This is a genomic window from Azospirillum sp. OGB3, assembly GCF_014192915.1.
Classification (GTDB): domain Bacteria; phylum Pseudomonadota; class Alphaproteobacteria; order Azospirillales; family Azospirillaceae; genus Azospirillum.
The window spans coordinates 396362-420503 of record NZ_JACHYN010000002.1 but is presented as its reverse complement, the minus strand read 5'-3'; the positions used below and the strand labels follow the sequence as shown (position 1 = coordinate 420503).

Annotated in this window: 17 protein-coding genes; all 17 read right to left on the bottom strand. The window is 68.8% G+C overall.

The genetic code is table 11. The annotated features are described in order from the left end of the window. Positions 1–14 precede the first annotated feature (14 nt). Positions 15–1706 carry a methyl-accepting chemotaxis protein gene (locus tag FHW79_RS05785; protein WP_183178044.1) on the bottom strand — a complete coding sequence of 564 codons (1692 nt, stop codon included), beginning with the start codon at positions 1704–1706 and terminating at the stop codon, positions 15–17. Positions 1707–2215: 509 nt separating this feature from the next. Beyond that, positions 2216–3616, bottom strand: a complete 1401-nt coding sequence (locus FHW79_RS05780) for a M20/M25/M40 family metallo-hydrolase (RefSeq protein WP_183178043.1) — start codon at positions 3614–3616, stop codon at positions 2216–2218. 183 nt (positions 3617–3799) lie between these two features. After that, a complete protein-coding gene (gene urtE / locus FHW79_RS05775; RefSeq protein ID WP_014241091.1) occupies positions 3800–4495 on the bottom strand; it encodes an urea ABC transporter ATP-binding subunit UrtE in 696 nt (231 codons plus the stop codon). 174 nt (positions 4496–4669) lie between these two features. Continuing rightward, complete coding sequence (urtD, locus tag FHW79_RS05770) at positions 4670–5416, bottom strand: urea ABC transporter ATP-binding protein UrtD (RefSeq protein ID WP_183178042.1); 747 nt, start codon at positions 5414–5416, stop codon at positions 4670–4672. Between the two features lie 6 nt (positions 5417–5422). Beyond that, positions 5423–6562: an urea ABC transporter permease subunit UrtC gene (gene urtC / locus FHW79_RS05765; protein WP_183178041.1), complete on the bottom strand. Its 1140-nt coding sequence runs from the start codon at positions 6560–6562 to the stop codon at positions 5423–5425. 4 nt (positions 6563–6566) lie between these two features. Beyond that, the gene (gene urtB, locus FHW79_RS05760) at positions 6567–8171 is read right to left on the bottom strand and encodes an urea ABC transporter permease subunit UrtB (RefSeq protein WP_183178040.1); all 1605 of its coding nucleotides are present in this window, start codon (positions 8169–8171) and stop codon (positions 6567–6569) included. A 188-nt stretch (positions 8172–8359) separates the two neighbouring features. Then, positions 8360–9679 carry an urea ABC transporter substrate-binding protein gene (gene urtA / locus FHW79_RS05755; RefSeq protein WP_183178039.1) on the bottom strand — a complete coding sequence of 440 codons (1320 nt, stop codon included), beginning with the start codon at positions 9677–9679 and terminating at the stop codon, positions 8360–8362. Between the two features lie 213 nt (positions 9680–9892). Further along, complete coding sequence (locus FHW79_RS05750) at positions 9893–10771, bottom strand: sugar phosphate isomerase/epimerase family protein (RefSeq protein ID WP_247884187.1); 879 nt, start codon at positions 10769–10771, stop codon at positions 9893–9895. Positions 10772–10933: 162 nt separating this feature from the next. Next, positions 10934–12106, bottom strand: coding sequence for a dihydrodipicolinate synthase family protein (locus FHW79_RS05745; RefSeq protein WP_183178038.1), 1173 nt, complete (start codon positions 12104–12106; stop codon positions 10934–10936). A gap of 16 nt (positions 12107–12122) precedes the next feature. Further along, positions 12123–13274 (bottom strand): Gfo/Idh/MocA family oxidoreductase, encoded by a 1152-nt coding sequence (locus FHW79_RS05740; protein ID WP_035675142.1) that lies wholly within the window; start codon positions 13272–13274, stop codon positions 12123–12125. Positions 13275–13294: 20 nt separating this feature from the next. Beyond that, a complete protein-coding gene (locus FHW79_RS05735; RefSeq protein WP_183178037.1) occupies positions 13295–14587 on the bottom strand; it encodes a hypothetical protein in 1293 nt (430 codons plus the stop codon). Positions 14588–14778: 191 nt separating this feature from the next. Next, positions 14779–15603: an ABC transporter ATP-binding protein gene (locus FHW79_RS05730; RefSeq protein WP_183178036.1), complete on the bottom strand. Its 825-nt coding sequence runs from the start codon at positions 15601–15603 to the stop codon at positions 14779–14781. 26 nt (positions 15604–15629) lie between these two features. Then, positions 15630–16628, bottom strand: a complete 999-nt coding sequence (locus FHW79_RS05725) for an ABC transporter substrate-binding protein (protein WP_035675146.1) — start codon at positions 16626–16628, stop codon at positions 15630–15632. A 67-nt stretch (positions 16629–16695) separates the two neighbouring features. After that, complete coding sequence (locus tag FHW79_RS05720; RefSeq protein WP_200776838.1) at positions 16696–17568, bottom strand: ABC transporter permease; 873 nt, start codon at positions 17566–17568, stop codon at positions 16696–16698. Positions 17569–17739: 171 nt separating this feature from the next. After that, on the bottom strand, positions 17740–18447 hold the full coding sequence (locus FHW79_RS05715) for a TetR/AcrR family transcriptional regulator (RefSeq protein WP_183178035.1): 708 nt from the start codon (positions 18445–18447) through the stop codon (positions 17740–17742). 162 nt (positions 18448–18609) lie between these two features. Beyond that, positions 18610–20946 (bottom strand): SH3 domain-containing protein, encoded by a 2337-nt coding sequence (locus tag FHW79_RS05710; RefSeq protein WP_183178034.1) that lies wholly within the window; start codon positions 20944–20946, stop codon positions 18610–18612. Between the two features lie 240 nt (positions 20947–21186). Beyond that, positions 21187–23934 carry an SUMF1/EgtB/PvdO family nonheme iron enzyme gene (locus tag FHW79_RS05705; protein ID WP_183178033.1) on the bottom strand — a complete coding sequence of 916 codons (2748 nt, stop codon included), beginning with the start codon at positions 23932–23934 and terminating at the stop codon, positions 21187–21189. Between the last annotated feature and the right edge of the window lie 208 nt (positions 23935–24142).

Genomic DNA, 24142 nt, shown 5'->3' with positions numbered 1-24142 from the left:
GAACCGCGGCCCGTTCAGGCGGCCTTGATCTCCGCCAGAAAGCTCTCGATCTCCTTGCGCAGCGTTTCCGACTGGCGGGCCAGTTCGCCCGACGCGCTCATCACCTGACCGGCCGCCGCACCCGTCTCGCCTGCGGCCAGCGTGACCTCGGTGATGCTGCCGGAGACCTGGTGGGTGCCCGTCGCGGCCTCCTGGACGTTGCGGGAGATCTCGTTGGTCGCCGCACCCTGCTCCTCAATAGCGGCGGCGATGGTCGTGGAGATCTCGTTGATCTGGCCGATGATGCCGCCGATGGCCGAGATGTCGCGCACCGCGCCGTCGGTCGCGCCCTGGATGGCGGCGATCTGGGCGGCGATCTCGTCGGTCGCCTTGGCGGTCTGGGAGGCCAGATGCTTCACCTCGCCGGCGACGACGGCGAAGCCCTTGCCGGCCTCGCCTGCCCGGGCGGCCTCAATCGTCGCGTTCAGGGCCAGCAGGTTGGTCTGGCTGGCGATGTTGGTGATGAGGCTGACCACCTCGCCGATCTTCTGCGCGGCCTCAACCAGACCGCGCACCGTCTCGTTGGTGCGGGTCGCCTGTTCCACCGCCTGCCCGGCGATCTCCGAGGACCGCGACACCTGCGTCGCGATTTCGCGGATGGAGCTGGCCATCTCCTCGGTGGCCGAGGCGACGGTCTGGACGTTGGCGCTGGTCTGCTCCGCCGCCGCCTGGACGGCAGTCGCCTGGATGTTGGTCCGCTCGGCCATGGAAGTCATGCTGTGGGCGGTGGCGTCCAACTCCGAGGCGGCGGCTGCCACCGTGCGCAGGGAGGCCGCGGAGGAGTCCCCGAAGCGGTTCACCAGACGCTCCACGGCTTCCGACCGGCGCAGCTTGGACGCCTGCTCCGCGGCCTGGGCGGCGGCCAGCCGGTCCGCCTCGATCAGCCCGTCCTTGAAGACCTGGACGGCGCGGGCCATGGCGCCCAGCTCGTCCTTGCGCTGCGCACCGTCCACGGCGACCGTCAGTTCGCGCCCCGCCAAGCGGTTCATCACCCCGGTGAGCTGCTGGATCGGCTTTGAGACGCCGGCGATGATCAGCAGCCCCATCACGGCGCCGAGGAGGGTCACGACGGAAATCGCGACGATGAGCAGGGTCTTGCTCGACCCGTAGGTCGCCTCGCCCTGATCGGCGGCGATGCGGCCGTTGCGGATGTTGAATTGGATGAGGTCGCGCATGAGCTCCTGGGCCTTGCGGAACTCGACACGTGATTCGCCTTTGTAGAGTGTGGTCGCCTCGTTGTTGCGATTGTCCCGGGACAACGGAAGCAATTTTCGCTGGCTCAGTTCCTGGTAACGCTCCCAATGGCCCATGAGCTTCTGGAACGTTTCGGTCTCGTAGCCGGGGGTCAGTATGGATTCATACTTGCGAACCGCGTCCTGGAAGTTCTCCAAGGTCGCCGCCATTGTCTTCTCCTCCTCGGCCTGCTGGGCAGGCTCGGTGGATAGAATGTGCGCGGACTCCAGAATCCGGTAGAACTCGAAGTAATCGGTCATCCGGGCAATCTCGCCGACACTCGGCAGCCAATTGTCGCGAATGTCCTTCCCCGCGTCATTCACCGTCGAAATGCGGTCTATGCTGAAAAGACCCAATGCGATGATGAACATGACGAGTACGGAGAACGAAGACACGATCTTCGCTTTTATCGTGATGTTCGATAGAACAGACATGCGACATTCCCTCCACGAATTCCCGAGCAAACCAGCGCGCCACCTTGTGCAGAGCTTCAACTTTTTATTGTCTGCAACGCATTCCTAAGCGAGCTACCGACCACGACACGCGCGATACCGACAGGGCTGCAGATTACGCAAGAGTTTCCCCAACGCAGGAGCGCAAAGCTCACACGCTTGATGTCGACAACGGGTTCATGATTCCTTTTAGTCTAGAACACAGAGCCTTTTAACATTCTGCACTGCGCGCCGATGCCAACCGGTACTGCACTCACCTCACTGGTTATCTCACATCATAAGTAAACTAGCTATTAAAGCATCATGAAAGCTGGTAACTTTTTTTCTTTTTATTTATTACATCGATGGTTTTGTAAAGTTTCTCATTTGAGAAACGTTTGTTTCGCCGGAGGCGCCACGGATCGCCAGGGGTGCCAAAGGCGCAAAAAAGCCCGCGGGCGCGTGATGCGCAGCCGCGGGCTGAACCACGAAAAATTGCGGACCGGGACGGATCAGAGAGCGGCGAAGCGCGCCAGCATGGCCGCGTGCGAGCGGATGCCGTTGTGCAGGCACTTCACCTCGAACTTCTCGTTGGGCGAATGGATGCGGTCATCCTCCAGCCCGAAGCCGACGAAGATCGAGTCGAAGCCCAGCGCCTGCCGGATGTAGCCGCCGACCGGGATCGACCCGCCGCTGCCGACCAGCGCCGGCTTGTTGGCGAAGACGTCGCCCAGCCCCGCCATGGCGGCGCGCAGATAGGGGCTGTCGGTCGGCACCTGGACGCCCGGCGACTTGCCGAACACCTTGATCTCCCACCGCCCGTCGGCCGGCGTGCGCTCCTCCAGGAAGCTCTTGATCCCGGCCAGGATCTTCTCCGGGTCCTGGGCGGGCACGAGGCGGCAGGACAGCTTGGCCGAGGCCTTGGAGGCGATGACCGTCTTGGACCCCTCCCCGGTGTAGCCGCCCCAGATGCCGTTGATGTCGCAGGTCGGGCGCGACCACAGCCGCTCCAGCGCGCTGCGCCCCGCCTCGCCCGCCGGGGCCGTCAGCCCGACGCCGGCCAGGAAGGCCCCCTCGTCGAAGCCGAGGTCGCGCCACATCGCCTTCTCCTCGTCCGTGGGCTCGGCCACGTCGTCGTAGAAGCCGGGGAAGCGGACGCGCCCGTCCTCGTCGTGGATCTGGCCGAGGATGCGGGTCAGCGCGTTGATCGGGTTCAGCACCGCGCCGCCGAACATGCCGGAATGCAGGTCGTGGCTCGGCCCATGCAGCGTCGCCTCGACATAGAGCAGGCCGCGCAGCCGGGTGGTGATGGCCGGGGTGTCGATGTTCCAGGCATTGGTGTCGGTGATCACGCAGACGTCGGCCTTCAGCTCCTCCGCGTTGGCCTTCAGGAAGGGCAGCAGGTTCGGGCTGCCGGTTTCCTCCTCGCCCTCCAGCAGGACGGTCGCGCGGATCGGCAGGGTGCCGTGCACGGCGTGCCAGGCGCGGAACGCCTCGATGAAGGTCATCACCTGACCCTTGTCGTCCACCGCGCCGCGGGCGACGATGCGGCGGCCATGCTCGGCCTCGACGATGGCCGGCTCGAAGGGCGGGCTGTTCCACAGCTCCAGCGGTTCCGCCGGCTGCACGTCGTAATGGCCGTAATAGAGGATGTGCGGCACATCCTGACCGCCAGGCCCCGGATGATGGGCGACGACCGCGGGATGGCCGGCCGTCTCGCGCACGGAGGCGTCGAAGCCAAGCCCGCTCAGCTCGCGCACCAGCCAGTCGGCGGCGCGGCGCACGTCGCCCTTGTAGGCGGGGTCGGTGCTGACGCTGGGGATGCGCAGCAGGTCGCAGAGGCGGCCCAGGGAGTCTTCAAAGCCGCGGTCAACCTGTTGGAGAACGGGATCGGCTGACAGGACGCTCGACATTCGGAACTGCCTTCGGTGTGAATGACTGGCAGCGATGGTAGCGCATCGCGCTTCCGCGCCAAGCTCCACAAAGCGCAGGGGTGCCATCCTCGCGACGGCGGCGTTTCCGGTTCCCGCCACGGGAAGCACAGGATGGCGGAACCGCGGCTCCGCCATCGCGAGGATGCCCTGGACGCAGGCGCGTCAAACGGTCAGGTACCGCCGGACCTCGCTCTCCTCCAGCCCGTCGCGGCTGCCCGCCAGCATGACCTCGCCGCGTTCCATCACCGCCCAATCGTCGGCCAGATCGCGGGCGAACTCGAAATACTGCTCGACCAGCAGGATCGCCATCGTGCCCTTGTCGCGCAGGTAGGCGATGGCCCGCCCGATGTCCTTGATGATGCTGGGCTGGATGCCCTCGGTCGGCTCGTCCAGCACCAGCAGCCGGGGCCGCGTCACCAGCGCCCGCCCGATGGCGAGCTGCTGCTGCTGCCCGCCCGACAGGTCGCCGCCGCGGCGGTCCAGCATGGACTTCAGCACCGGGAACAGCTCGAACACCTCATCGGGGATCGAGCGGTCGGCGCGCTTCAGCGGCGCGTAGCCGGTCAGCAGGTTTTCCCGCACCGTCAGCAGCGGGAAGATCTCGCGCCCCTGCGGCACATAGGCGATGCCGCGCCGCGCCCGTTCCGACGGGGCGAGCTTGGTGATGTCGCCGCCGTCCCAGGCGATGGTGCCGCCGGTCACCGGCTTCAGCCCGACGATGGCGCGCAGCAGCGAGGACTTGCCGACGCCGTTGCGCCCCAGCAGGCAGGTGACCTTCCCCACCTCCGCCGTCAGCGACACGCCGCGCAGCGCCTGTGCCGCACCGTAATGAAGATCGACCGACCGTACGTCGAGCATGAAACTTCCTCTGATCCAAAACCCCTCTCCCGCCCCGGGAGAGGGAGGGCCCCATGCGCAGCATGGGAGGGTGAGGGTGTCGGCAAGAAACGGTGCCTTGATCCTTGCACGACCCTCACCCGCCCGCTGCGCGGGCACCCTCTCCCGGGACGGGAGAGGGATGATTGTTGGCGGTCAACGGCCCAGATAGACGTCGATGACCTGCTTGTTGGCGCTCACCGTGTCGAGCGAGCCTTCGGCCAGCACCGAGCCCTCGTGCAGCACCGTGACCTTCACGCCCAGTTCGCGGACGAAGACCATGTCGTGCTCCACGACGATCACCGAATGCTTGCCGGCGATGTCCTTCAGCAGATGGGCGGTCTGTTCCGTCTCGGCGTCGGTCATGCCGGCCACCGGCTCGTCGACCAGCAGCAGTTTCGGGTCCTGGGCCAGCAGCATGCCGATCTCCAGCCACTGCTTCTCGCCGTGCGACAGGCTGCCCGCCGGGCGGTCGCGACGCGGCGACAGGCGGGTGATGTCGAGGATCTCCTCGATCCGCGCCCGATCCTCCCGCGTGGCCGAGTAGGTCAGCGTCTTGAGCGGGCGGCGCGGCGCCTTCAGCGACAGTTCCAGATTGTCCCAGACCGTGTGCATCTCGAACACGGTGGGGCGCTGGAACTTGCGGCCGATGCCCAGGTTGGCGATGGCCGGCTCGCGCAGGCTGGTCAGGTCGGTGCGGCCTTCGAACAGGATGGTGCCGGTGTCGGGCCGGGTCTTGCCGGTGATGACGTCCATCATGGTCGTCTTGCCGGCGCCGTTCGGCCCGATGATCGCCCGCATCTCGCCCGGCTCGATGACCAGCGACAGCCTGTTCAGCGCCCGGAACCCGTCGAAGCTGACCGACACGCCGTCCAGATACAGCAGGGTGTCTTCGGTGCTCATGTCGTCTCAGACTCCCTTCTGGTCCGCCGGCTTGGCGGAGACCGTCGCGCGCGCCGGCAGCCGGTCGCGGAGCTGCGCCGCCAGACCCAGGATGCCCTTGGGCAGGAACAGGGTGACCAGGACGAACAGGCCACCCAGCGCGAACAGCCACAGCTCCGGCAGGGCCGCCGTGAAGTAGCTCTTGCCGAAATTCACCAGCACCGCGCCCAGCACCGGCCCGGCCAGCGTGCCGCGCCCGCCGACGGCGACCCAGATCACCGCCTCGATGCTGCTCGCCGGCGAGAATTCCGACGGGTTGATGATGCCCACCTGCGGCACGTAGAGCGCGCCCGCCACGCCGGCCATGCAGGCCGACAGCGTCCAGGCGAACAGCTTGTAACGGTCCGTCTCGTAGCCCAGGAAGCGCACCCGGCTCTCGGCGTCGCGCACGGCGATCAGCACCTTGCCGAGCTTGGACGCCACCACGGCCGAAGCCAGGATGTAGCCGACCGCCAGCGCCGCCACCGTCGCCACGAACAGCCCGACGCGGGTCGAGGCGGCCTGGATGTCGAAGCCCAGGATCTCCTTGAAATCGGTCAGGCCGTTGTTGCCGCCGAACCCCATATCGTTGCGGAAGAAGGCCAGCATCAGCGCGAAGGTCAGCGCCTGCGTGATGATCGACAGGTAGACGCCGGTGACGCGCGAGCGGAAGGCGAACCAGCCGAAGGCGAAGGCGAGCAGGCCCGGCACCAGCATCACCATGATCGCGGCGAACCAGAACTGGTCGAACCCGTGCCAGTACCAGGGCAGCTCCGTCCAGTTCAGGAAGACCATGAAGTCCGGCAGGTCGGCGTTGCCGTACATCCCGCGCGAGCCGATCTGCCGCATCAGGTACATGCCCATGGCGTAGCCGCCGAGCGTGAAGAAGGCGGCGTGGCCCAGCGACAGGATGCCGACGAAGCCCCAGACGAGGTCGAGCGACAGCGCCAGCAGCGCGAAGCACAGATATTTGCCGAGGAGCGCCACCGTGTGTGTGGACAGGTGCCAGGGCGAGTCCGGCGCCGTGCCCAGCGCCATGACCGGCACCGCCACGGCCAGCACCGCCAGGACGGTCAGCAGAACGCCGGCCTTCTTGTCGAGGCCCATCAGGAAGAAACGGGTCAGCATCGGATCAGGCCTCCACCGCCCGGCCCTTCAGCGCGAACAGGCCGCGCGGACGCCGTTGGATGAACAGGATGATGAAGATCAGCACCAGGATCTTGCCCAGCACCGCGCCCGCGTAGGGCTCCAGGAACTTGTTGACGCCGCCGAGCGCCAGCGCGCCGACCAGCGTGCCCCACAGGTTGCCGACGCCGCCGAACACCACGACCATGAAGCTGTCGATGATGTAGCCCTGACCAAGGTTGGGGCTGACGTTGTCGATCTGGCTCAGCGCCACCCCGGCCAGACCGGCGATGCCGGAGCCGAGCCCGAAGGTCAGCGCGTCCACCCGCGCGGTGCGGATGCCCATGGCGTTGGCCATGCTGCGGTTCTGGGTGACGGCGCGGATGCTCAGCCCGAACCACGTCTTGCGCAGCGCCACCAGCAGCGCGCCGAAGACGAGGAAGGCGAAGACGACGATCCACAGCCGCCCGTAGGTGATGGTCAGCCCGCCCAGCTCGAAGGCGCCGGACATCCAGGACGGGGCGCCGACCTCGCGGTTCGTCGGCCCGAAGATGGAGCGCACCGCCTGCTGGAGCGCCAGCGACAGGCCCCAGGTCGCCAGCAGCGTTTCCAGCGGACGCCCGTAGAGCCAGCGGATGACGCTGCGCTCGATGGCGACGCCGACCGCGCCGGAGACGAGGAAGGCGACGGGCAAAGCCACCAGGATGGAGAAGTCGAACAGGCCCGGCGCCCACTGGCGGAAGGCCTCCTGCACCAGGAAGGTGGCGTAGGCGCCGATCATCACCATCTCGCCATGCGCCATGTTGATAACGCCCATGACGCCGAAGGTGACGGCCAGCCCGATCGCCGCCAGCAGCAGCACCGAGCCGAGCGACAGGCCGTACCACAAATTCTGCGCCGCCCCCCACAGGGCCAGCCGCTGCTCGACGGACGCGATGGCCTTCTTCGCGGCGTCCTTCACCGCGTCGCTTCCCGTGTTGGCGGCACCGTTCAGCAGGGCCCGCGCGTCCTGGTCGCCGCGCTCCTGAAGCACTTCGACGGCGGCGATCTTGTCGGCGTCGGGCGCGTCTCCGGCCAGCAGGACGGAGGCCCGCGCCTGGGTCATCGCGCGGCGGACACGCGCGTCGGTTTCCTTGGCCAGCGCCGTGTTGAGCGCGTCCAGCGCGTTGGCGTCGCGGCTCTTGAACACCGCCTCGGCGGCCTGCCGGCGCGTGTTGGCGTCGGGGCTCATCAGGGTGAGCGCGCCGAGCGTCGCGCTGATCGTGCGACGCAGGGCGTTGTTGATTCGGATCTTCTCGACCGCGTTGCGGTCCGCCTCGCCCAGCGCGGCGCCGGTCAGCGGGTCGGTCAGGGCGTAGCCGTTGCCGGCGCGCTTGGCGACGACCACGGCGCCGTCCGCCTTGCGGACGTGCAGGTCGCCGGCCTGAAGGGCCTCGATCACCGGCACGACGGCGGGATCGCCCGTCTCGGCCAACCCGGCGATGGCCTTTTCGGTTTCGGCGTAGCTGCCGGCGCCCAGGCCGCGGACCAGCGGGGCCAGATCGGCGGCGAAGGAGGCAGGAGCGGCCAGCGCCAGAAACGCGGCCAGCAGCCAGCAGAATGCGCGGTGCATCGCGGTTCCTGTGATGTGTCGGAAGTCGTTTTTTGGATAAGGGCGTTGCCCCCACCCTTCCCGCTTCGCGGGCCCCTTCCCTCCCCCGCTTCGCAGGGGAGGGAGGATGATCCCCTCCCCTGCAAAGCGGGGGAGGGTTAGGGAGGGGGCATCAAGCAGACAGTTACCGAAAGGCGTTCAAACGGTCCTCACGACCCCTTGCCGCCGCACTTGCCGGTCTTCACGTTGAAGTTGCCGCAGGACATCGGGGCGCGCCAATCGGAAATCAGGTCCTTGCTGTCCGGCAGGAAGTCCGACCACTCGTCGCCGGCCACGAGGCCCGGCGTCTTGGAGACGGTCTCGAACTGGCCATTCTCCTGCACCTCGCCGATCAGCACCGGCTTGGTGATGTGGTGGTTCGGCAACATGGCCGAATAGCCACCGGTCAGGTTCGGAACGGCGACGCCGACGAGGCTGTCGATCACCGCGTTGCTGTCGGTGGTGCCGGCCTTCTCGACCGCCTTCACCCACATGTTGAAGCCGATGTAGTGGGCCTCCATCGGGTCGTTGGTGACGCGCTTGTCGTTCTTGGTGTAGGCCTGCCACTTCTTGATGAAGTCGCTGTTCTCCGGCGTGTCCACCGACATGAAGTAGTTCCAGGCGGCGAGATGGCCGACCAGCGGCTTGGTGTCGATGCCGGCCAGTTCCTCCTCACCCACGGAGAAGGCGACCACTGGGATGTCCTGCGCCTTGACGCCCTGGTTGCCCAGCTCCTTGTAGAAGGGGACGTTGGCGTCGCCGTTGATGGTCGAGACGACGGCGGTCTTCTTGCCGGCCGAGCCGAACTTTTTGATGTCGGCGACGATGTTCTGCCAGTCGGCATGGCCGAACGGGGTGTAGTTGATCATGATGTCCTCGGACTTCACGCCCTTGGACTTCAGGTAGGTCTCCAGGATCTTGTTGGTCGTGCGCGGGTAGACGTAGTCGGTGCCGGCCAGCACCCAGCGCTGCACGCCTTCCTTCTCCGCCAGATAGTCGACGGCGGGGATCGCTTGCTGGTTCGGGGCGGCGCCGGTGTAGAAGACGTTGCGCGAGGACTCCTCGCCCTCATACTGCACCGGGTAGAACAGGATGCTGTTCAGCTCCTCGAACACCGGCAGGACGGACTTGCGGCTGACCGAGGTCCAGCAGCCGAACACCGCGGCCACCTTGTCCTTGCTGACCAGCTCGCGCGCCTTCTCGGCGAACAGGGGCCAGTTGGAGGCGGGATCGACGACGACCGGCTCCAGCTTCTTGCCGAGAACGCCGCCCTTCTTGTTCTGCTCTTCGATGAGCATCAGCATGACGTCCTTCAGCGTGGTCTCGCTGATCGCCATGGTGCCCGACAGGGAATGGAGGATGCCGACCTTGATGGTGTCCTGGGCCGACGCCGGGGCGGCGAAGCCCGCGGCGAACGTGACGGCAAGACCCGCGGCCGCCGCAAGGGTGCGACCGGTCTTGAAGCCCGACTGGAACCCCGTCTTCAACATTGTGAATACCCCCCGTTCTTTGGTCTGGCGCCCGCCTCAGGCGCCCGGGGGTGTCCTTCGCAAATGTGATGCCACGACAGGTCGGCAGGAGGGCCGTTCAAGGAATCCGCAGCGATTTGCAGCCCAGTATTCGCTTACGAATTATGCATGCCCGCTTTTTTATGATCGAATTTTACTCATTTCCGCCGAAATGGCTGATTTTTAGGCAGTCGGTCACACCGAAGACCGATGCCGTTCGACACAGACCGCCAGCACCTCATCCAAAGGTCGTGCCCACCAGCGGCGCGAGAAGATTTCGACCTCGGAATAGCCTTGGAATCCAACGGCTTCCACCCAGCCACGGATCATTTGTATGTCAATCATTCCGTCGCCCATCATGCCGCGGTCCTCCAGCAGATCGGCGGTCGGCACCAGCCAATCGCACACATGGAAGGCACACAGGCGATTCCGGCCCGCCCGGCGGATCTGCGCCTCCAGGTCCGGGTCCCACCAGACATGGTAGACGTCCAACGCAACACCCAGCGCGCCGGTTCCCTGCGGGTCCAGCCGGTCGCAAAGGTCGAGCGCGTGGCGCATCGTGTTCACGCAGGCGCGGTCGGCGGCGTACATGGGGTGCAGCGGCTCGATGGCGAGCGGCATCCCGGCGGCGCGGGCGTGCTCCAGCAGCTCGGCGATGCCGTCCTCCACCTGGGCGCGGGCGAGCGCGATGTCCTTGGACGGCGGGGAGCCGGGGCGGGAGAATTGCGGCAGTCCGCCGACCACCAGCACGAGGCAGGGGGCGCCCAGCGCCACCGCCTCGTCCACCGCGCGGCGGTTGTCGTCGCGCACCTCGGCCCGGCGGTCGGGATCGGCGGGAAACATGCCGCCACGGCAATAGCCGGACAGTTCCAGCCCCAGCTCCTTCACGGCCCGCACGGCGTGGTCCAGCCCCACGGCGGCCACCTGATCCCGCCAGGGCGAGACGGCGCGGATGCCCTGGCGGGCGCAGGCGTCGAAGATTTGCAGCAGGTCGCCCTGCTTGCGCACCGTGGCCGTGTTGATCGACAGCCAGCGATGATCGCCGGAGAAGTCGCGCATGATCGTGGTCCTCATTGCGAAATCCCCTCTCCCGCCCCGGGAGAGGGTGCCCGCGAAGCGGGCGGGTGAGGGTCGTGCGAGGATCGACGCACTGATCCTTGGCAGCACCCTCACCCTTCCCGCGCATGGCGCGGGCCCCTTCCCTCTCCCGGGGCGGGAGAGGGAGTTACCCTCACCTCACACCGCTTCGATGCCGCGGACGGCCAGGACGTCGGCCATGCGCCACACCGCCTCTTCCGGGTCGCGCAGCAGCCCGGCCTTGTCGGCCAGCCGGAAAATCTCGGCCAAGTGCTGGGTAGAGCGCGTGCCCTCCTGCCCGCCGATCATCGTGAAATGGTCCTGGTGGCCGTTCAGGTAGGCCATGAAGACAACCCCGGTCTTGTAGAAGCGGGTCGGCGCCTTGAAGATGTGGCGGGATAGCGGGACGGTCGGCTCCAAAATCTCGTGGAAGCGCCCCTCCTCGCCCGCCGCCAGCTCGGCCAAGGCCGCCGCCGCCGCCGGGGCGATGGCGTCGAAGATGCCCAGCAGAGCGTCGGAATGACCCTCCGCATCGCCGGCGATCAGCTCCGCGTAGTTGAAGTCGTCGCCGGTGTACATGCGCACGCCGGGGGCCAGACGGCGGCGCATGACGATCTCCTTGTCCTTGTCGAGCAGGGAGATCTTCACCCCGTCGACCTTGGCCGCGAAGTCGTTGATGATGCCGACCGCGGTGTCCAGCGCCACCGGGAAGTCGTTGGTCCCCCAATAGCCGGCCAGCGCCGGGTCGAACATGTCGCCCAGCCAGTGGATGATCACCGGCTGGCGCACCTGGGACAGGATGCGGCTGTAGACGCGGACGTAGTCGTCCGGTCCCTTGGCGACGCGGGCGAGCGCGCGCGACGCCATCAGGATCACCCGCCCGCCAAGGTCCTCGACCGCGGCGACCTGCGTCTCGTAGGCGCGGATCACGTCGTCGAGGGAGCGGGCGTCCTCCGGCGCCAGATGGTCGGTGCCAGCCCCGCAGGCGATCAGCGCGTTGCCGCGCGCCTTCGCCGCGGTCAGGGAGCGCCGGATCAGCTCCAGCGAGGCGTTCCAGTCCAGCCCCATGCCGCGCTGCGCGGTGTCCATCGCCTCAGCCACGCCGAAGCCGAGGTCCCACAGATGCTCGCGGAAGGCGATGGTGCGGTCCCAGTCGATGGCCGGGGTCAGCCAGGGGTCGTTGTCGGCCAGCGGGTCGGCCACCATGTGGGCGGCGGCGTAGGCCACGCGGTTCAAGGGCCGGTCGGTGCGGGCGGGGAAGCCCCGCGCCGGAGCGACCTCGTAGCTTTCCAGCGACCGGTCGGCGCGCGGCAGCTTGATGGTCAGTGCCATGGACAAGGCCCTCCGGTCAGGCGGTCAGCGAGGGAACGTCGACCCAGCGGCGCTCCTTCCAGCTCTTCAGCGCGGCCTCGACGAGCTGCACGCCCTTGGCGCCCTCGATCAGCCCGTGGTTGAAGGGGGCGTCCTCGACGACGTGGCGGATGAAGGACTCCCACTGCGTCTTGAAGCCGTTGTCGGTCGGCTGGTTGTCGGGCACCGGCTGCCACGTCGCGTAGAAGTCCATGGTCTGCTTCTGGTCCGGGTTCCACACCGGGCGCGGCGTGCCCTGCCGCGGCTGGATCACGCAGTCGCTCAAGCCCGCGACGGCCGAGCCGTGGGTGCCGTCCACCTGGAAGGTCACCAGATCATCGCGGTACACCCGCGTCGCCCAGGAGGAGTTGATGTGGGCGATGACTCCGCCCTCCAGCTCGAAGGTGGCGTAGGCCGCGTCGTCGGCGGTGGCCTGATAGCGCTTGCCCTGCTCGTCCCAGCGTTCCGGGATGTGGATGGCGCCCAGGCAGGAGACGCTCTTCACCTGCCCGAACAGGTTGTCGAGCACGTAGCGCCAGTGGCAGACCATGTCGAGGATGATGCCGCCGCCGTCCTCCTCCCGGTAGTTCCAGGAGGGGCGCTGCGCCGGCTGCCAGTCACCCTCGAACACCCAATAGCCGAACTCGCCGCGCACCGAGAGGATCTTCCCGAAGAAGCCGCTGTCGCGCAGCATCTTCAGCTTCTGCAGGCCGGGCAGGAACAGCTTGTCCTGCACGGTGCCGTTCTTCACCCCGGCCTCCTCGGCCAGCCGGACGACGCGCAGCGCCTCCTCCAGGTTGGTGGCGATGGGCTTCTCGCAATAGACGTGCTTGCCGGCGCGGATCGCCGCCTCCAGCAGCGTTGGGCGCATCTGGGTGGTGCCGGCGTCGAAGAAGATCGTGTCGTCGGGGTTGGCCAGGGCCGCGTCCAGATTGTCGGTCCAGCGCTCCACCCCGTGGCGCTGGGCCAGTTCGCGGATCTTCTCGGCGTTGCGCCCGACCAGGATGGGGTCCGGCATGACGCGGGACCCGTCGGACAGCGTGACGCCGCCTTGCGCCCGGATGGCGAGGATCGACCGGATCAGGTGCTGGTTCATGCCCATGCGGCCGGTCACGCCATGCATGATGATACCAAGGCGCTTCGTGCTCATGTCGGGAACTCCCTAGGGGATTATTCGTTCTGCAGAGGGGACAGGCGGTCCCACCGGGGCTGCGCCGCGCTGGCGAAGCCGGGGACGGCCAGGGTTTCGGTCGGCAGGCTGCCGCCCGCCGTGGCGAGGCGGACGACGCCGTCCCGCCGGGTGTAGAAGCCGGGATGCGCGTCGAGGAAGGCGTCGGCCTCCGGCGCTCCGTCGAAGCCGTTTCCGTACTGGTGCCCGTTGCGCTCCGCGTCGGCGATGCCGAGCAGCGCGACCAGCGCCGTGTCCTGCTGCACCGCCAGCCCGGCCTGACAGGTCAGGTCCTCCGCCGCGATGAAGTGCGGCGCCCCCCAGGCGGCGCAGCGCGCCCGGTTGAGGACGGCCTTGTAGAGCCCCTTGCAGGACTTGGACGACACGCCGCGGTAGCCGGCGGCGCGGGCGCGCGGGAAGGCGTCGTAGCCGTCGTCGGACTCGTCGATGATGAAGGGGATGCGTTCCGCCACGGCGCCCAGCGGCGCCTCCAGCGCGCGCTCCCGCGCCACCGGCTGTTCGATGTAGAGCAGGCGTCCGCGGAAGCCGGCCAGCGCCGGGTCGCGCTCCAGCCCATCCACGAAGGCGGCGAGGGCCGCGGCGTCCGCGTATTGTTCGTTGCCGTCCAGCGTGGCGCGGTAGTCGCCCGCCGCCGCGTCCAGCACGCCGGCGATCGCCGCCAGGCGCGCAAGGTCGGCGGATGGATCGCCGCCCAGCTTGATCTTGAAGCGGCCCAGCCGCTCCCGCGCCAGCAGGGCGCGCAGGGCCTCCGGCTCGTCGAGCAGCCCGACCGTGTGGCGGAGCGCCACGGACGGTCGCGGCTCCAGCCCGGCGAGGAAGCCGTCCAGGTCGAAGCCCGCCAAGTCCGGCGTCAGCCGCGCATCGATCCCGGCGCGGTTCATCCGCATGCCGGTGAAGAAATCCGTATCCAGAACGCGCAGCAGCCCGTCCAGCACCGCCTTGTCGATCAGCGCCGGCCCGTAGGCGGCGGTCAGGTCGGGCAGCCCGGCGGCCCGGCAGGCCGCCCGTTGCGTCTCGTAGGCCGCCGCGTGGTGCCCGAAGGCGGTGTCGGCGCGGTCCGTCCGGTAGGCGTCGCGGGCGAGGCGCAGGGAGCGGCGCAGGCCGTCCACCGTCTCGTCCGGGCTGCGGTCCGGGCGTTTGTCGAACCACTTCGGCATCATCATCTCGGCGGTGCCGCCCCACGCCTCGCCGACGCCGTCCACATGGACCAAAGCGCGGACGAAGGCCTGGGGAGCCGCCTCCACCGTCACGCTGCCGAAGCGGAAGGGCTTCACGAAGCGGACGGGGCGTTCATACAGGTCGATGGCGCGGATGGTGAGGAGGGGTGCGGGTGCGGTGCCCCCACCCTTCCCGCTTCGCGGGCCCCTTCCCTCCCCCGCTGGGCGGGGGAGGGACAATTCCCCTCCCCCGCCCAGCGGGGGAGGGTCAGGGAGGGGGAAATCCTTCGCCATCTCCTCACTCCCCCTCAGTCCAGATGCCCTTGGGCGTTGAAATGCGCGCGGATGCGCTGGGTCAGCTCGATGAAGACCGGGTGGCCCATGACATCCAGCGAGCGCGGGCGGGGCAGCGGCACCTCGTAGGTCGCGGCGATGGCGCCGGGACGCTCCGACATCACCATCACCCGGTCGGCCAGGAACACCGCCTCGGGGATCGAGTGGGTGATCAGCAGCACCGTCTTGCCCGTCTCGTGCTGGATGCGCTGCAGCTCGACGTTCATCTTCTCCCGCGTCATGGCGTCGAGCGCGCCGAACGGCTCGTCCATCAGCAGGATCTTCGGGTCGTGGACCAGCGCCCGGCACAGCGAGGCGCGCTGCTGCATGCCTCCGGAGAGCTGCCAGGGGTACTTGTTTTCGAACCCCTCCAGCCCGGTCATGCGGATCAGCGCGCGGGCGCGCTCCAGGTACGTGTCGCGCGGCAGGCCGCGGACCTCCACCGGCATCATGATGTTGCGCAGCACCGTCCGCCAGGCGAGCAGCACCGGGCTCTGGAACACGATGCCGACGTCGTCGTGCGGCTCGGTCACCGTGGTGCCCTCGATGGTGATGGCGCCCTCGCTGACCGGCAGCAGGCCGGCGACCAGCTTCAGCAGCGTGGACTTGCCGCAGCCGGACGGGCCGACCACCACCAGGAATTCACCGTCCCGCACGTCGAAGGTGATCGGGCGCAGGGACGGCACCTCCCCGTCGCGGGTGCGGTAGGTCTTGGTCACGCCGTCGATCTGGATCAGGGTCTTCTGCGACAGGCGGGCCGTTTCGGCCGATCCGACGACTTTCAACTGGGGCTGAGCCATGTCCCTGCTCTCCTGTCCGTTCGGCCTCACTGGCCCGCCGCGGCGGGATCGGGGAGGAAGTCGCGGGTGTAGAAGGCCTTCGGGTTCTTCTTCGCCGCGGCGTCCAGACCGCCGTACTCGACCAGCAGGTCCACGGTTTCGGCCATGTTGGCGTCGGTGACGCGGAAGGGCCGCTGCCCCTTGGTCTCCGCCGTGCGGTAGAGCGGCGTGGTCAGCTCGAAGCCTTCCAGCAGGGTGGCTTCCTGGCCGCCCTTGGGGTTGGCCTTGAGGATGGCGGCCACGGCCTCCTTCGGGTTCTTCTCCGCCCCTTCGACCGCCTTGGTCGTCGCGGCCATGAAGCGCTTCACGAGGTCGGGCTTGTCCTTCAGCGTCTCGGTGTGGGCGATGATGCCGGAGGAGACCATGTTGACGCCGTAGTCGGCGAAGCGGATCGGCGTCACCGACTTGCCGGTGGCGTCCTTGATCTTCATGCTCTGGTCCATGACGTAGCCCAGCAGCAGGTCCGCCTGCCCGTTGATGACGGCGTTCAGCTTGGTCTGGGCGTCGCCCGATACGACGCGGAAGTCGCTGTCCTTGAGGCCGGTCTTCTTCAGGAACAGCGGCCAGATCTGGGACATGCTGTCGCCCGGCGTCATGGCGACGGTCTTGCCCTTGATGTCCTCGGGCTTGCGGATGTTCTTGTCGGTGAAGCCCATGGCCGACATCGGGCTGGTCTGGAGCAGCACGCCGGGCGAGGTGACCGGGGCGCCCTTCACCGCCGCCTTCATCATGGTCGGCACGTCGACGTAACCGAAATCGACGGTCTTCGCGGCCACCGCCTGGGTCGTCACCGCCGACCCGCGGCCCTCCTGGATCTCCAGGTCGATGCCTTCGGCCTCGTACAGGCCCTTGTCCTTGCCGTAGTAGAAGGGGGCGTGCTCGCCATACACGTACCAGTTCAGCATCAGCACGACCTTGTCCGCGGCCTGGGCCGGAAGCGTCGTGGCCGTGAGGGCGCAGAGCGCCGCGAAGAGCGTCCGTTTCATCTCGTCTCCTCCCAAAGGGTGTCCGGCCGAAAGGTGTCCGGCGTCGCTGTTGGTTTTGTTGTCGGCGTTACGACGTCGGGATGTAGTTGTGGCGTTGGCTCGCGTGCCAGGGAATGGCGAGCCGCTCGATCACGTCGATGACCCAGAAAAGCACCACCCCGATCAGCGCCAGCACCACCAGGGCCGCGAACATCAGGGGAAGTTCGAAATTGCCGATGGAGCGCTGCAGGACGAAGCCGATGCCGGAATTCGCTCCAACGAACTCGCCCACCACCGCGCCCACCACGGCCAGCGTGATCGACACCTTCAGGCCGGCGAAGATGGCCGGCATGGCGTGCGGCAGGCTGACCATGCGGAAGGTCTGAAGGCGCGTCGCCTTCATGGACTTGGCAAGGTCCATCATGTCGCCGTCCACCGACTTGAAGCCCTGCACCGCCGACACGACGATGGGGAAGAAAGCCAGCAGGAAGGCGGAGATCACCTTGGGCAGCAGCCCGAAGCCGAACCACACCACGAACAGCGGCGCGATGGCGACCTTCGGGATCGACTGCGAGAAGACCAGCAGCGGGTAGACGTAGGATTCCACCGTCTTCGACCCGGCGATCAGCATGGCGATGGGAATGCCGAACAGCACCGACAGGGCGAAGCCGCCCAAAGTCGCCAGCGTGGTCGGCACCGAGGCCGCCAGAAGCTGGTCCCAGTCCGCGGCGAGCGCCAGGGCGACGTCGCCGGGTTTCGGTATCAGATAGGGTGGGATCGCGAAGATCCGCACCGACAGGTCCCACAGGACGGTCAGGACCACCAGGAACAGCACCGGCCGGAACCAGCCGGAATTGAGCAGACGCAGCAGCGTGGCACCCGCCCCGCCCCGTCGCGCCGCCGTTCCCGAAGCGGGACCGCCACGGGACGCATTCCCGTGAGCCGCCGCATCGACAGCCATCGCTCCTCCTCCCCCGGTCGTTGCGGCGCCGACGTGCGGCGCTCTTTTAACCGGCTGGTTAAAAGTAAGCCCGGCGCGGCAAAGCGGTCAACCCTGCCAAAGAGGTAGGACGGATGGTCAGGTATGCGGATTATTCATGATGCAACCGCCGGCATGAAGCCACCGACGGACTCACGCCCGCAGCGACGACAGGATCAGCTCCACCATATGGTCCAACCGCTCCGCCTTCGCCTCCTCGGCGAGCAGGTTGCGGCCGAAGATGACCGACAGGGTGTGGACGTTGGACAGGTAGAAATAGGACTGCCCGGCGATGGAGATGTAGAGCTGCACCGGGTCCACCCCGGCCCGGAAGATTCCGGTGGCGACGCCCCGCGCCAGCACGTCGGCGATCATCTGCACGAAGGGCGAATGCATGGCGTGCACCTTGTCGGAGGTCTTCAGCAACTCCGCCCGGTGCAGGTTCTCGATGTTCAGCAACGCCATGAACTCGGGATGGTCGAGGAAATACTGCCAGGTGAAGTGGATCAGCCGGGCGATGGCGGCGGGCGGGTCCAGCGTCTCCAGGCTCAGCGTGCGTTCGGTGGCGCGGATGTGCTCGTAGGCGCCCTCCAGCACGGTCAGGTACAGGCTCTCCTTGTTGCCGACATGGTAGTAGAGCATGCGCTTGTTGGTGCCGGCGACCTCGGCGATCCGCTCGACGCGGGCACCGCCCAGCCCGTAACGCGCGAACTCCTCCGTCGCGGCGGCGAGGATGCGCGCGCGGGTGCCCTCCGGGTCGCGGGTGACCTTCGCGGGTTTGCCCGGCTTGGCTGGGACGGATTTATCTCCGGCAGGCTTTGATGCGGAAGCGGTCTTCTTCGGGTCGGTCAGCGTGTCCATCCAGGCCGGTCCTCGCAAGGCGCGGCCGGAAGGCGAGCCGCAATGCGTTCCAATGTGGAGCATATCAGCCGAAACGGAAAGACGCGTTCCCTCCTCCGACAGGCTCATCGCCTATGAAGTCCCCTCTCCCCGGAGGGGAGAGGGCTATAAGGCCAAGGGAATTCAACGGCTCAGCAGGGTCGCGCCGCGCCAGATGCCGGGCTGCATCGTGCCGGCGGCGTCGATGGCCGCCCCCGGACCGTCCTGGATGCCGCTGCGGAACTGCCCGACATGGCGGGTGCCGCCGCGCATCGACAATTCGCCCGGCCCCGCTGGGAGACGGTCCACCACCACGCCATTGAACCGCTCGCCGTTGGTGAAGGCCAGCTCGCCATGGCCGTCGACGCGGCCCTGGCGGACCTCGCCCGCATAGGAATCGCCGTTGGCGAAGCGGTAGACACCCGGACCGTTCGGCACGGCGTTCACGAAGGTCCCCTCGAAGCGGTCGCCGGACGGGAAGCCCAGAACGCCGTAGCCGGACATCTGGTCGTCCTTCCACTCTCCCTCATAGACCTGACCGTTGGCGAAGCGGTAGACGCCGACGCCGTTCCGGCTGATCGTGCCCTGAAGGGAGAAGTTGCCCAGCCCGCGGTTCCACGACCCCTCATAGACGTCGCCGTTGGGGAAGCGGTGAACCCCAAAGCCCGACTCCCCCCCACGGGCCTGACCGGCGGCGCGGCGGGCGGCGGCCTGGGCCTCGCGCGCCTTCGCCTCGGCGCCCCGTCCGGCGGTGGCGGAACGGGCGGCGCGGGCGGCGGCGTTGCGGCCGGCCTGCACGGCGTCGCGGTAGGGTTCGGCCAGTCCGGCTAGAACCGGGTCGGCGCTGGAAGTGGGGCGCCTCGCGGCGCTTTCCCCGCCGCTGTCCGGAAGGGCGGCCAGCCGCGTCGGGCCGGTCGTGCCGGACAGCGCGCCGGCCACCGGATCGACGTCGTTGCGGACCACCGTGGGCGGCGGGTAGGCGCTGGGCGCCGCACCGCCCGCCGCACCGCCCATGGACACCGCCTCCCCGGACCGGCCGGCCAGCGTCCCGGTGGTGACGTAGCCCTCCTGCCCCGACGAATCCCGCACCAGCACCCAGCCGGAGTCGGGGGCGGCCTGGAGCAGCGTCACCCGCTGGCCCTGCTCCAGATCACGCAGGCTGCGGGCGCCCAGCACCGGGCGAGCGAACAGGTTGGCATCGCGCGCCACGGTGTAGACGCCGGGCGTCAACGCCGCCGGCTGAGATTGCGGCGGTTGCTGAGTTTGCTCGGGCTGTGCCGACGGCTGGGCGGAGGCGACCGGCACCTCCTCCGGCTTGGCGAGGTTGCTGGCGAAGGCGAACCCGGTCTTGCCGTCCTGCTCGACGCGCAGCCAGCCGCCGTTCCGCCGGGTCCGCCCGGTGACCGTCACCTCGCTGTCGTGGCGCAGCGTGCCGACGACCGACGCCTTGGTGTCGGGACCGGCGCGCAGATTGGTGTCGCGCGTCACCACCCGCTTCTCGTTCAGCGGGTCCACCTCGACCTCGGCGACCGCCGGGGCGGCGGGTTTTTCCTCCGCCTTCTGCGGCAGCGGCTTGGGTTCGATTGGCTTGGGCTCGATCGGCTTGAGTTCGGCCGGCTTCGCTTCGGGGGCCGCCGCCACGGCGGGCGGCGCCTCCTCCGTCCGGGCGACGGCGGGGGCGGACGGCACGCGCGGGCCAGGCACCAGCACAAGGTCGGCGCCCAGCCGGTCCTGGAGCCAGGGGTGCTGCGTCCCCCGCGTGCGCCCGACGACGGTGCGGGCGACCTCGGCCAGCGCGTCGCGCAGCGGCACGCCGGGCTTGACCATCTCCTGCGCCAGGGCGGTGGAGAAGGCGTCCGCCCCCTTCCCGGCCGTCGCGGGTGGCGTGCCGGGCCGGTGCGAGTAGACGACGAACAGATTGTCGAGCGCCGCCGGGGCCGCCAGCGCCGGCTTCACGGACCGCCCCTCCTCGCCCATCGCCGAGGCCAGCCGGTCGGCCAGCGGGTGGGCGGGCACCGGGTCGAACACCGCGACGGCCTTGCGCCCGCTGCGCTGGATCTCCTTCAGCGCGTAGTCCAGCTCGATGGTGTCGAAGATCACGTCGTATTCAGAGCCGGGCTTGGCGTCCACCGGCACCAGGAAGCCTTTGGCCGACAGGCTCAGCGCCACGCCGGAGTAATAGAGGAAGCCCAGGTCGGCCTGCCCCAGCGCGTCCTGGAAACGGCTCAGCGCCGCGACCATGCCGCGGTGGTCGAGGTTCTCGGCGGCGGTGACGGTGAAACCGGCGCGGCGCAGCGCGTCGGCGACGACGGCCGCGTTGGCGCCCACCCCGGCGGCCGGACCGCCCTCCTGGTACTGCGCGTTGCCGATCACCAGCGCGACGCGCTTGTCGTCGGCGAACGCCTGGGGCGCAAAGGCGGTGTTCGCCGTCACCAGGACCAGCGCAACAGTCCAAACGGCGCTCCGGGGCCAGCGCAACACGTCGATACCCTCCACCTGATCTTTCTTTGACCACCCCTTTAGGGAGTCGCGGGCCACGCCGGCTGTAACGATTTTGGTCGAAGCCACCGCCGGCCTTCCGTCGTCGGGCCGTTCGGCCCGCGGATCGCCAAGCCTTGAACGGCCAAGTCTAGCGCATTGGCCCAACACCAATTTCTGCAATTTCGGGGGCGCCGCGGTCCCATCCGCAGACGGTGCGTCCCACCAACGAACGCGACGGAGTCAGTTCAGGTCGCGGGCGACCCGCAACCCGTCGGCGACATAGCGCACGTCGGCGTCGTAGCCGATGCGGGCGGTGACGGCGATGGCGTCCTGCCCGTCCCGCCAGGAGCCGCCGCGCAGCACCCGCTTGCGGCAATCGCCCTCCGTCCAGGCGCCGCCGTCCGTCGGGGCGCCCTTGTAGCCGGGGTTCCAGCAGTCCGCGACCCACTCCGCCACGCCGCCGCTGGTGTCGTAAAGGCCGAAGGCGTTGGGCTGGAAGCTGCCGACCGGCGCCGGCAGGGAGCGGTCGGCGGCCCCGCCACAGTCGCGGCAGTTGGCCAGCCGCGCCCCCGGCGTCAGGCTGTCCCCCCAGGCGAAGCGCGCCACGCTGCCGCCGCGCGCCGCGTATTCCCACTCGGCCTCGCTCGGCAGGCGGTAACGCTGGCCGGTCTTGCGGCTGAGCCACTCGGTGTAGGCCAGCGCGTCCTCGACATGGATGTTGTGGACCGGCGTGTCGTCGGAGGGGTTGCGCATCCGCGGCATGGCGGCGCAGCCGCCGCCCTCCACGCAGGCCCGCCAGTTGGCGACCGTCACCTCGTAGACCCCGATGGCGAAGGGCCGGGCGAAGGTGACGCGGCGGGGCGGGCGCTGGCTGGGGTCGCCGCGCTCGCTGCCCATGACGAAGCTGCCGGCGGGAATGCGCATCATCGGCGGGCAGGCCGGGCAATCCTGGAAGCTGCTGCCGTTGCCCTGCGCCCGCCCCTGCGATCCTCCCGGCTGGACCGGCGCGGCGAGCGCCAGTCTCTGGCGGTCCTCCGGCCCGGCAGGGCGCAGCGCGGGGCCGCGGACGAAGCCCTGCACGCCACCCTGGCTGCCGTCATCCAGGGCCACCCGGTACCAGTCCGCGTCGGCCACCCGGCCCAGCACCCGCACCGCGCCGTCCTTGGCGAGGGCGCCGACCCGCTCCGACCGCGCATCCGGCCCGGCGCGCAGATCCGCGTCGGCGACCGCCACATACATCCCCTCCCCGGCGGTGTCGAGCTGGAGTTCCGGCGGCGGAGACGCCTTGCCGCCGGCGGCCCCGTTGCCCCCACCATTGCCGGACGATCCGCTGGCCCCCGCCCCGCCCGCCGGGGAGAGCGCCGCGACCTTGGCCGATTCGGCACGCAGCCGGTTCAGCCGGTCCCGCGCCGGCGCGGCGAAGGGACCGGTGCCGAACAGCCGCAGGAAGGCGTCCAGCGCGTCGGCGTCGCGGCTGTCGCGCACGCGGCGCCACAGCGACTCCTCCAGATCGGCCTGCGGCGGGGCAGCGCCGGCCTCCTCGACCTCCAGCAGCGCGCTCATCGTCGTGCGCCCGCCGCGCCCGTCCTCGACCAGCACGCTGAACACCCCGGCGCGTCCCGCGGGGGCGCGTTCCGGGTCGAAGGTCAGCGCGGTCAGCCGCTCCGGCGCCAGCTTGTCGCCGGGCTTCAGCGGGGTGGTGCCGTCATGGACCTTGCCCCGCTCCGGCACGGCGCTGACGGTGAAGGTCAGCGGGTCGCCGTCCGGGTCGGTCGGCACCTCCAGCCGCAGGCTGTTGACCACGGCGCGCACGCTGCGCTCGGCGACGGCGACCGGCGGACGGTTGCTCGGCTTGATGAGGATCGGCACGGCACCGCGCGCAACCCCGCCGCGCCCGTCCATCACCGCGAACTCGAAACTGCCGGCGTCGCCGAGGTGGGTGGCGTCGGCCCGGAAGGTCGCGGCGGTGAGCTGGTCGAGCGTCAGATAATCGCCTATCAGCACCACCCGGTCGCCGATGCGCACCCCGCCGCCACGCGGCAGGCCGGTCACCTGGGCGAAGAGCTGGTCGTTGTCGGGATCGCTGGGCCGCGCGATGCCCAGCCCTTCCGTCCCGCCGCGGTCGAACACCTCCAGCGTCTTGACGGCGGCGAGCTGCGGCGGCCGGTTCTCCGGCAGCGGGTTGAAGTAGAAGGGGGCGGCGCCCAGCGAACCATAGAGGAACGGTTCCTGCCGGCCCTGGGTGACCTGCATCACGTCGTCGCGCACGCGGCGGAAGAACAGGCTCAGCTCCAGCCCCGGCACGTCGAAGTTCTTCAACAGCGAGGCGGTGTAGGGGCTGTGGTCGCCCTGCCCGTCCTCGGCCACCGCGTCGGCACGGGTGGCCATGGCGACCAGCGTGTCGGTCGGCGTGTCGTCAACGCGGGCGAAGCCGGAATGCACCTCCGTCTTCTTGGTGCCGGACCGCACCAGACGGTCGGCGAAGGGGTTGTTGCGGCAGGCGTCCAGGATCAGGATGCCCAGCTTGCGCGCCTGGGCCAGCTCGCCCATCGGCAGGTTCAGGGGCAGCGCCTCATAGACCAGATCGCGCTCGCGCTCCAACCGGGCGTCGGCGGGGATCAGGAAGTTGGTGCCGCCCACCTGCATGCCGTGGCCGGCGAAGTAGAGCAGCGCCACGTCGGCCTGCGCCGCCTGGATGCCGAAGCCCCGCAACGCCTCGGCCATGCCGCGGTTGTCGAGGTCGTAACGCTCCTCCACCGCGAAGCCGAGCTTGCGCAGGGCCGCCGACATGGCGCGGGCATCGTTGCGCGGGTTGGGCAGTTCGGTGGCGTGGCGGTAGGCGCCGACGCCGATGACCAGGGCGATGCGCTGCTCCGGCACAGTGGCCGCCAGACCAGGCACGGCCCACGCCGCCACGGCCAGCAGCAGGCCGGCGGAGATCGCCAGGACGAAGCGGCACGAGACGAAACGGCGAAGGCGTGCAGCCATGGTCACCCCATGCCATGGTCACCGGACGGCGGAGCGAGGACGCTCCCACATTCCAATTCATCCAGTATTTGGCCGCGCCCCCCGGAACAAGAGGACAAAACCGGCTAAGAGCCTTCCCACAGGCGGGGCATGGCCATCCGCAAGAAAGACGGACCCTGTGGGGGGCGGGGCGGCGAATGCGCGATCCGCGGCGATGTTGTGCTTTCCC

Coding starts and splice junctions, on each gene's coding strand:
- FHW79_RS05785 (WP_183178044.1), bottom strand. CDS start 1,706: ATGTCTGTTCTATCGAACATCACGATAAAAGCGAAGATCGTGTCTTCG.
- FHW79_RS05780 (WP_183178043.1), bottom strand. CDS start 3,616: ATGTCGAGCGTCCTGTCAGCCGATCCCGTTCTCCAACAGGTTGACCGC.
- urtE (WP_014241091.1), bottom strand. CDS start 4,495: ATGCTCGACGTACGGTCGGTCGATCTTCATTACGGTGCGGCACAGGCG.
- urtD (WP_183178042.1), bottom strand. CDS start 5,416: ATGAGCACCGAAGACACCCTGCTGTATCTGGACGGCGTGTCGGTCAGC.
- urtC (WP_183178041.1), bottom strand. CDS start 6,562: ATGCTGACCCGTTTCTTCCTGATGGGCCTCGACAAGAAGGCCGGCGTT.
- urtB (WP_183178040.1), bottom strand. CDS start 8,171: ATGCACCGCGCATTCTGCTGGCTGCTGGCCGCGTTTCTGGCGCTGGCC.
- urtA (WP_183178039.1), bottom strand. CDS start 9,679: ATGTTGAAGACGGGGTTCCAGTCGGGCTTCAAGACCGGTCGCACCCTT.
- FHW79_RS05750 (WP_247884187.1), bottom strand. CDS start 10,771: ATGAGGACCACGATCATGCGCGACTTCTCCGGCGATCATCGCTGGCTG.
- FHW79_RS05745 (WP_183178038.1), bottom strand. CDS start 12,106: ATGGCACTGACCATCAAGCTGCCGCGCGCCGACCGGTCGCTGGAAAGC.
- FHW79_RS05740 (WP_035675142.1), bottom strand. CDS start 13,274: ATGAGCACGAAGCGCCTTGGTATCATCATGCATGGCGTGACCGGCCGC.
- FHW79_RS05730 (WP_183178036.1), bottom strand. CDS start 15,603: ATGGCTCAGCCCCAGTTGAAAGTCGTCGGATCGGCCGAAACGGCCCGC.
- FHW79_RS05725 (WP_035675146.1), bottom strand. CDS start 16,628: ATGAAACGGACGCTCTTCGCGGCGCTCTGCGCCCTCACGGCCACGACG.
- FHW79_RS05720 (WP_200776838.1), bottom strand. CDS start 17,568: ATGGCTGTCGATGCGGCGGCTCACGGGAATGCGTCCCGTGGCGGTCCC.
- FHW79_RS05715 (WP_183178035.1), bottom strand. CDS start 18,447: ATGGACACGCTGACCGACCCGAAGAAGACCGCTTCCGCATCAAAGCCT.
- FHW79_RS05705 (WP_183178033.1), bottom strand. CDS start 23,934: ATGGCTGCACGCCTTCGCCGTTTCGTCTCGTGCCGCTTCGTCCTGGCG.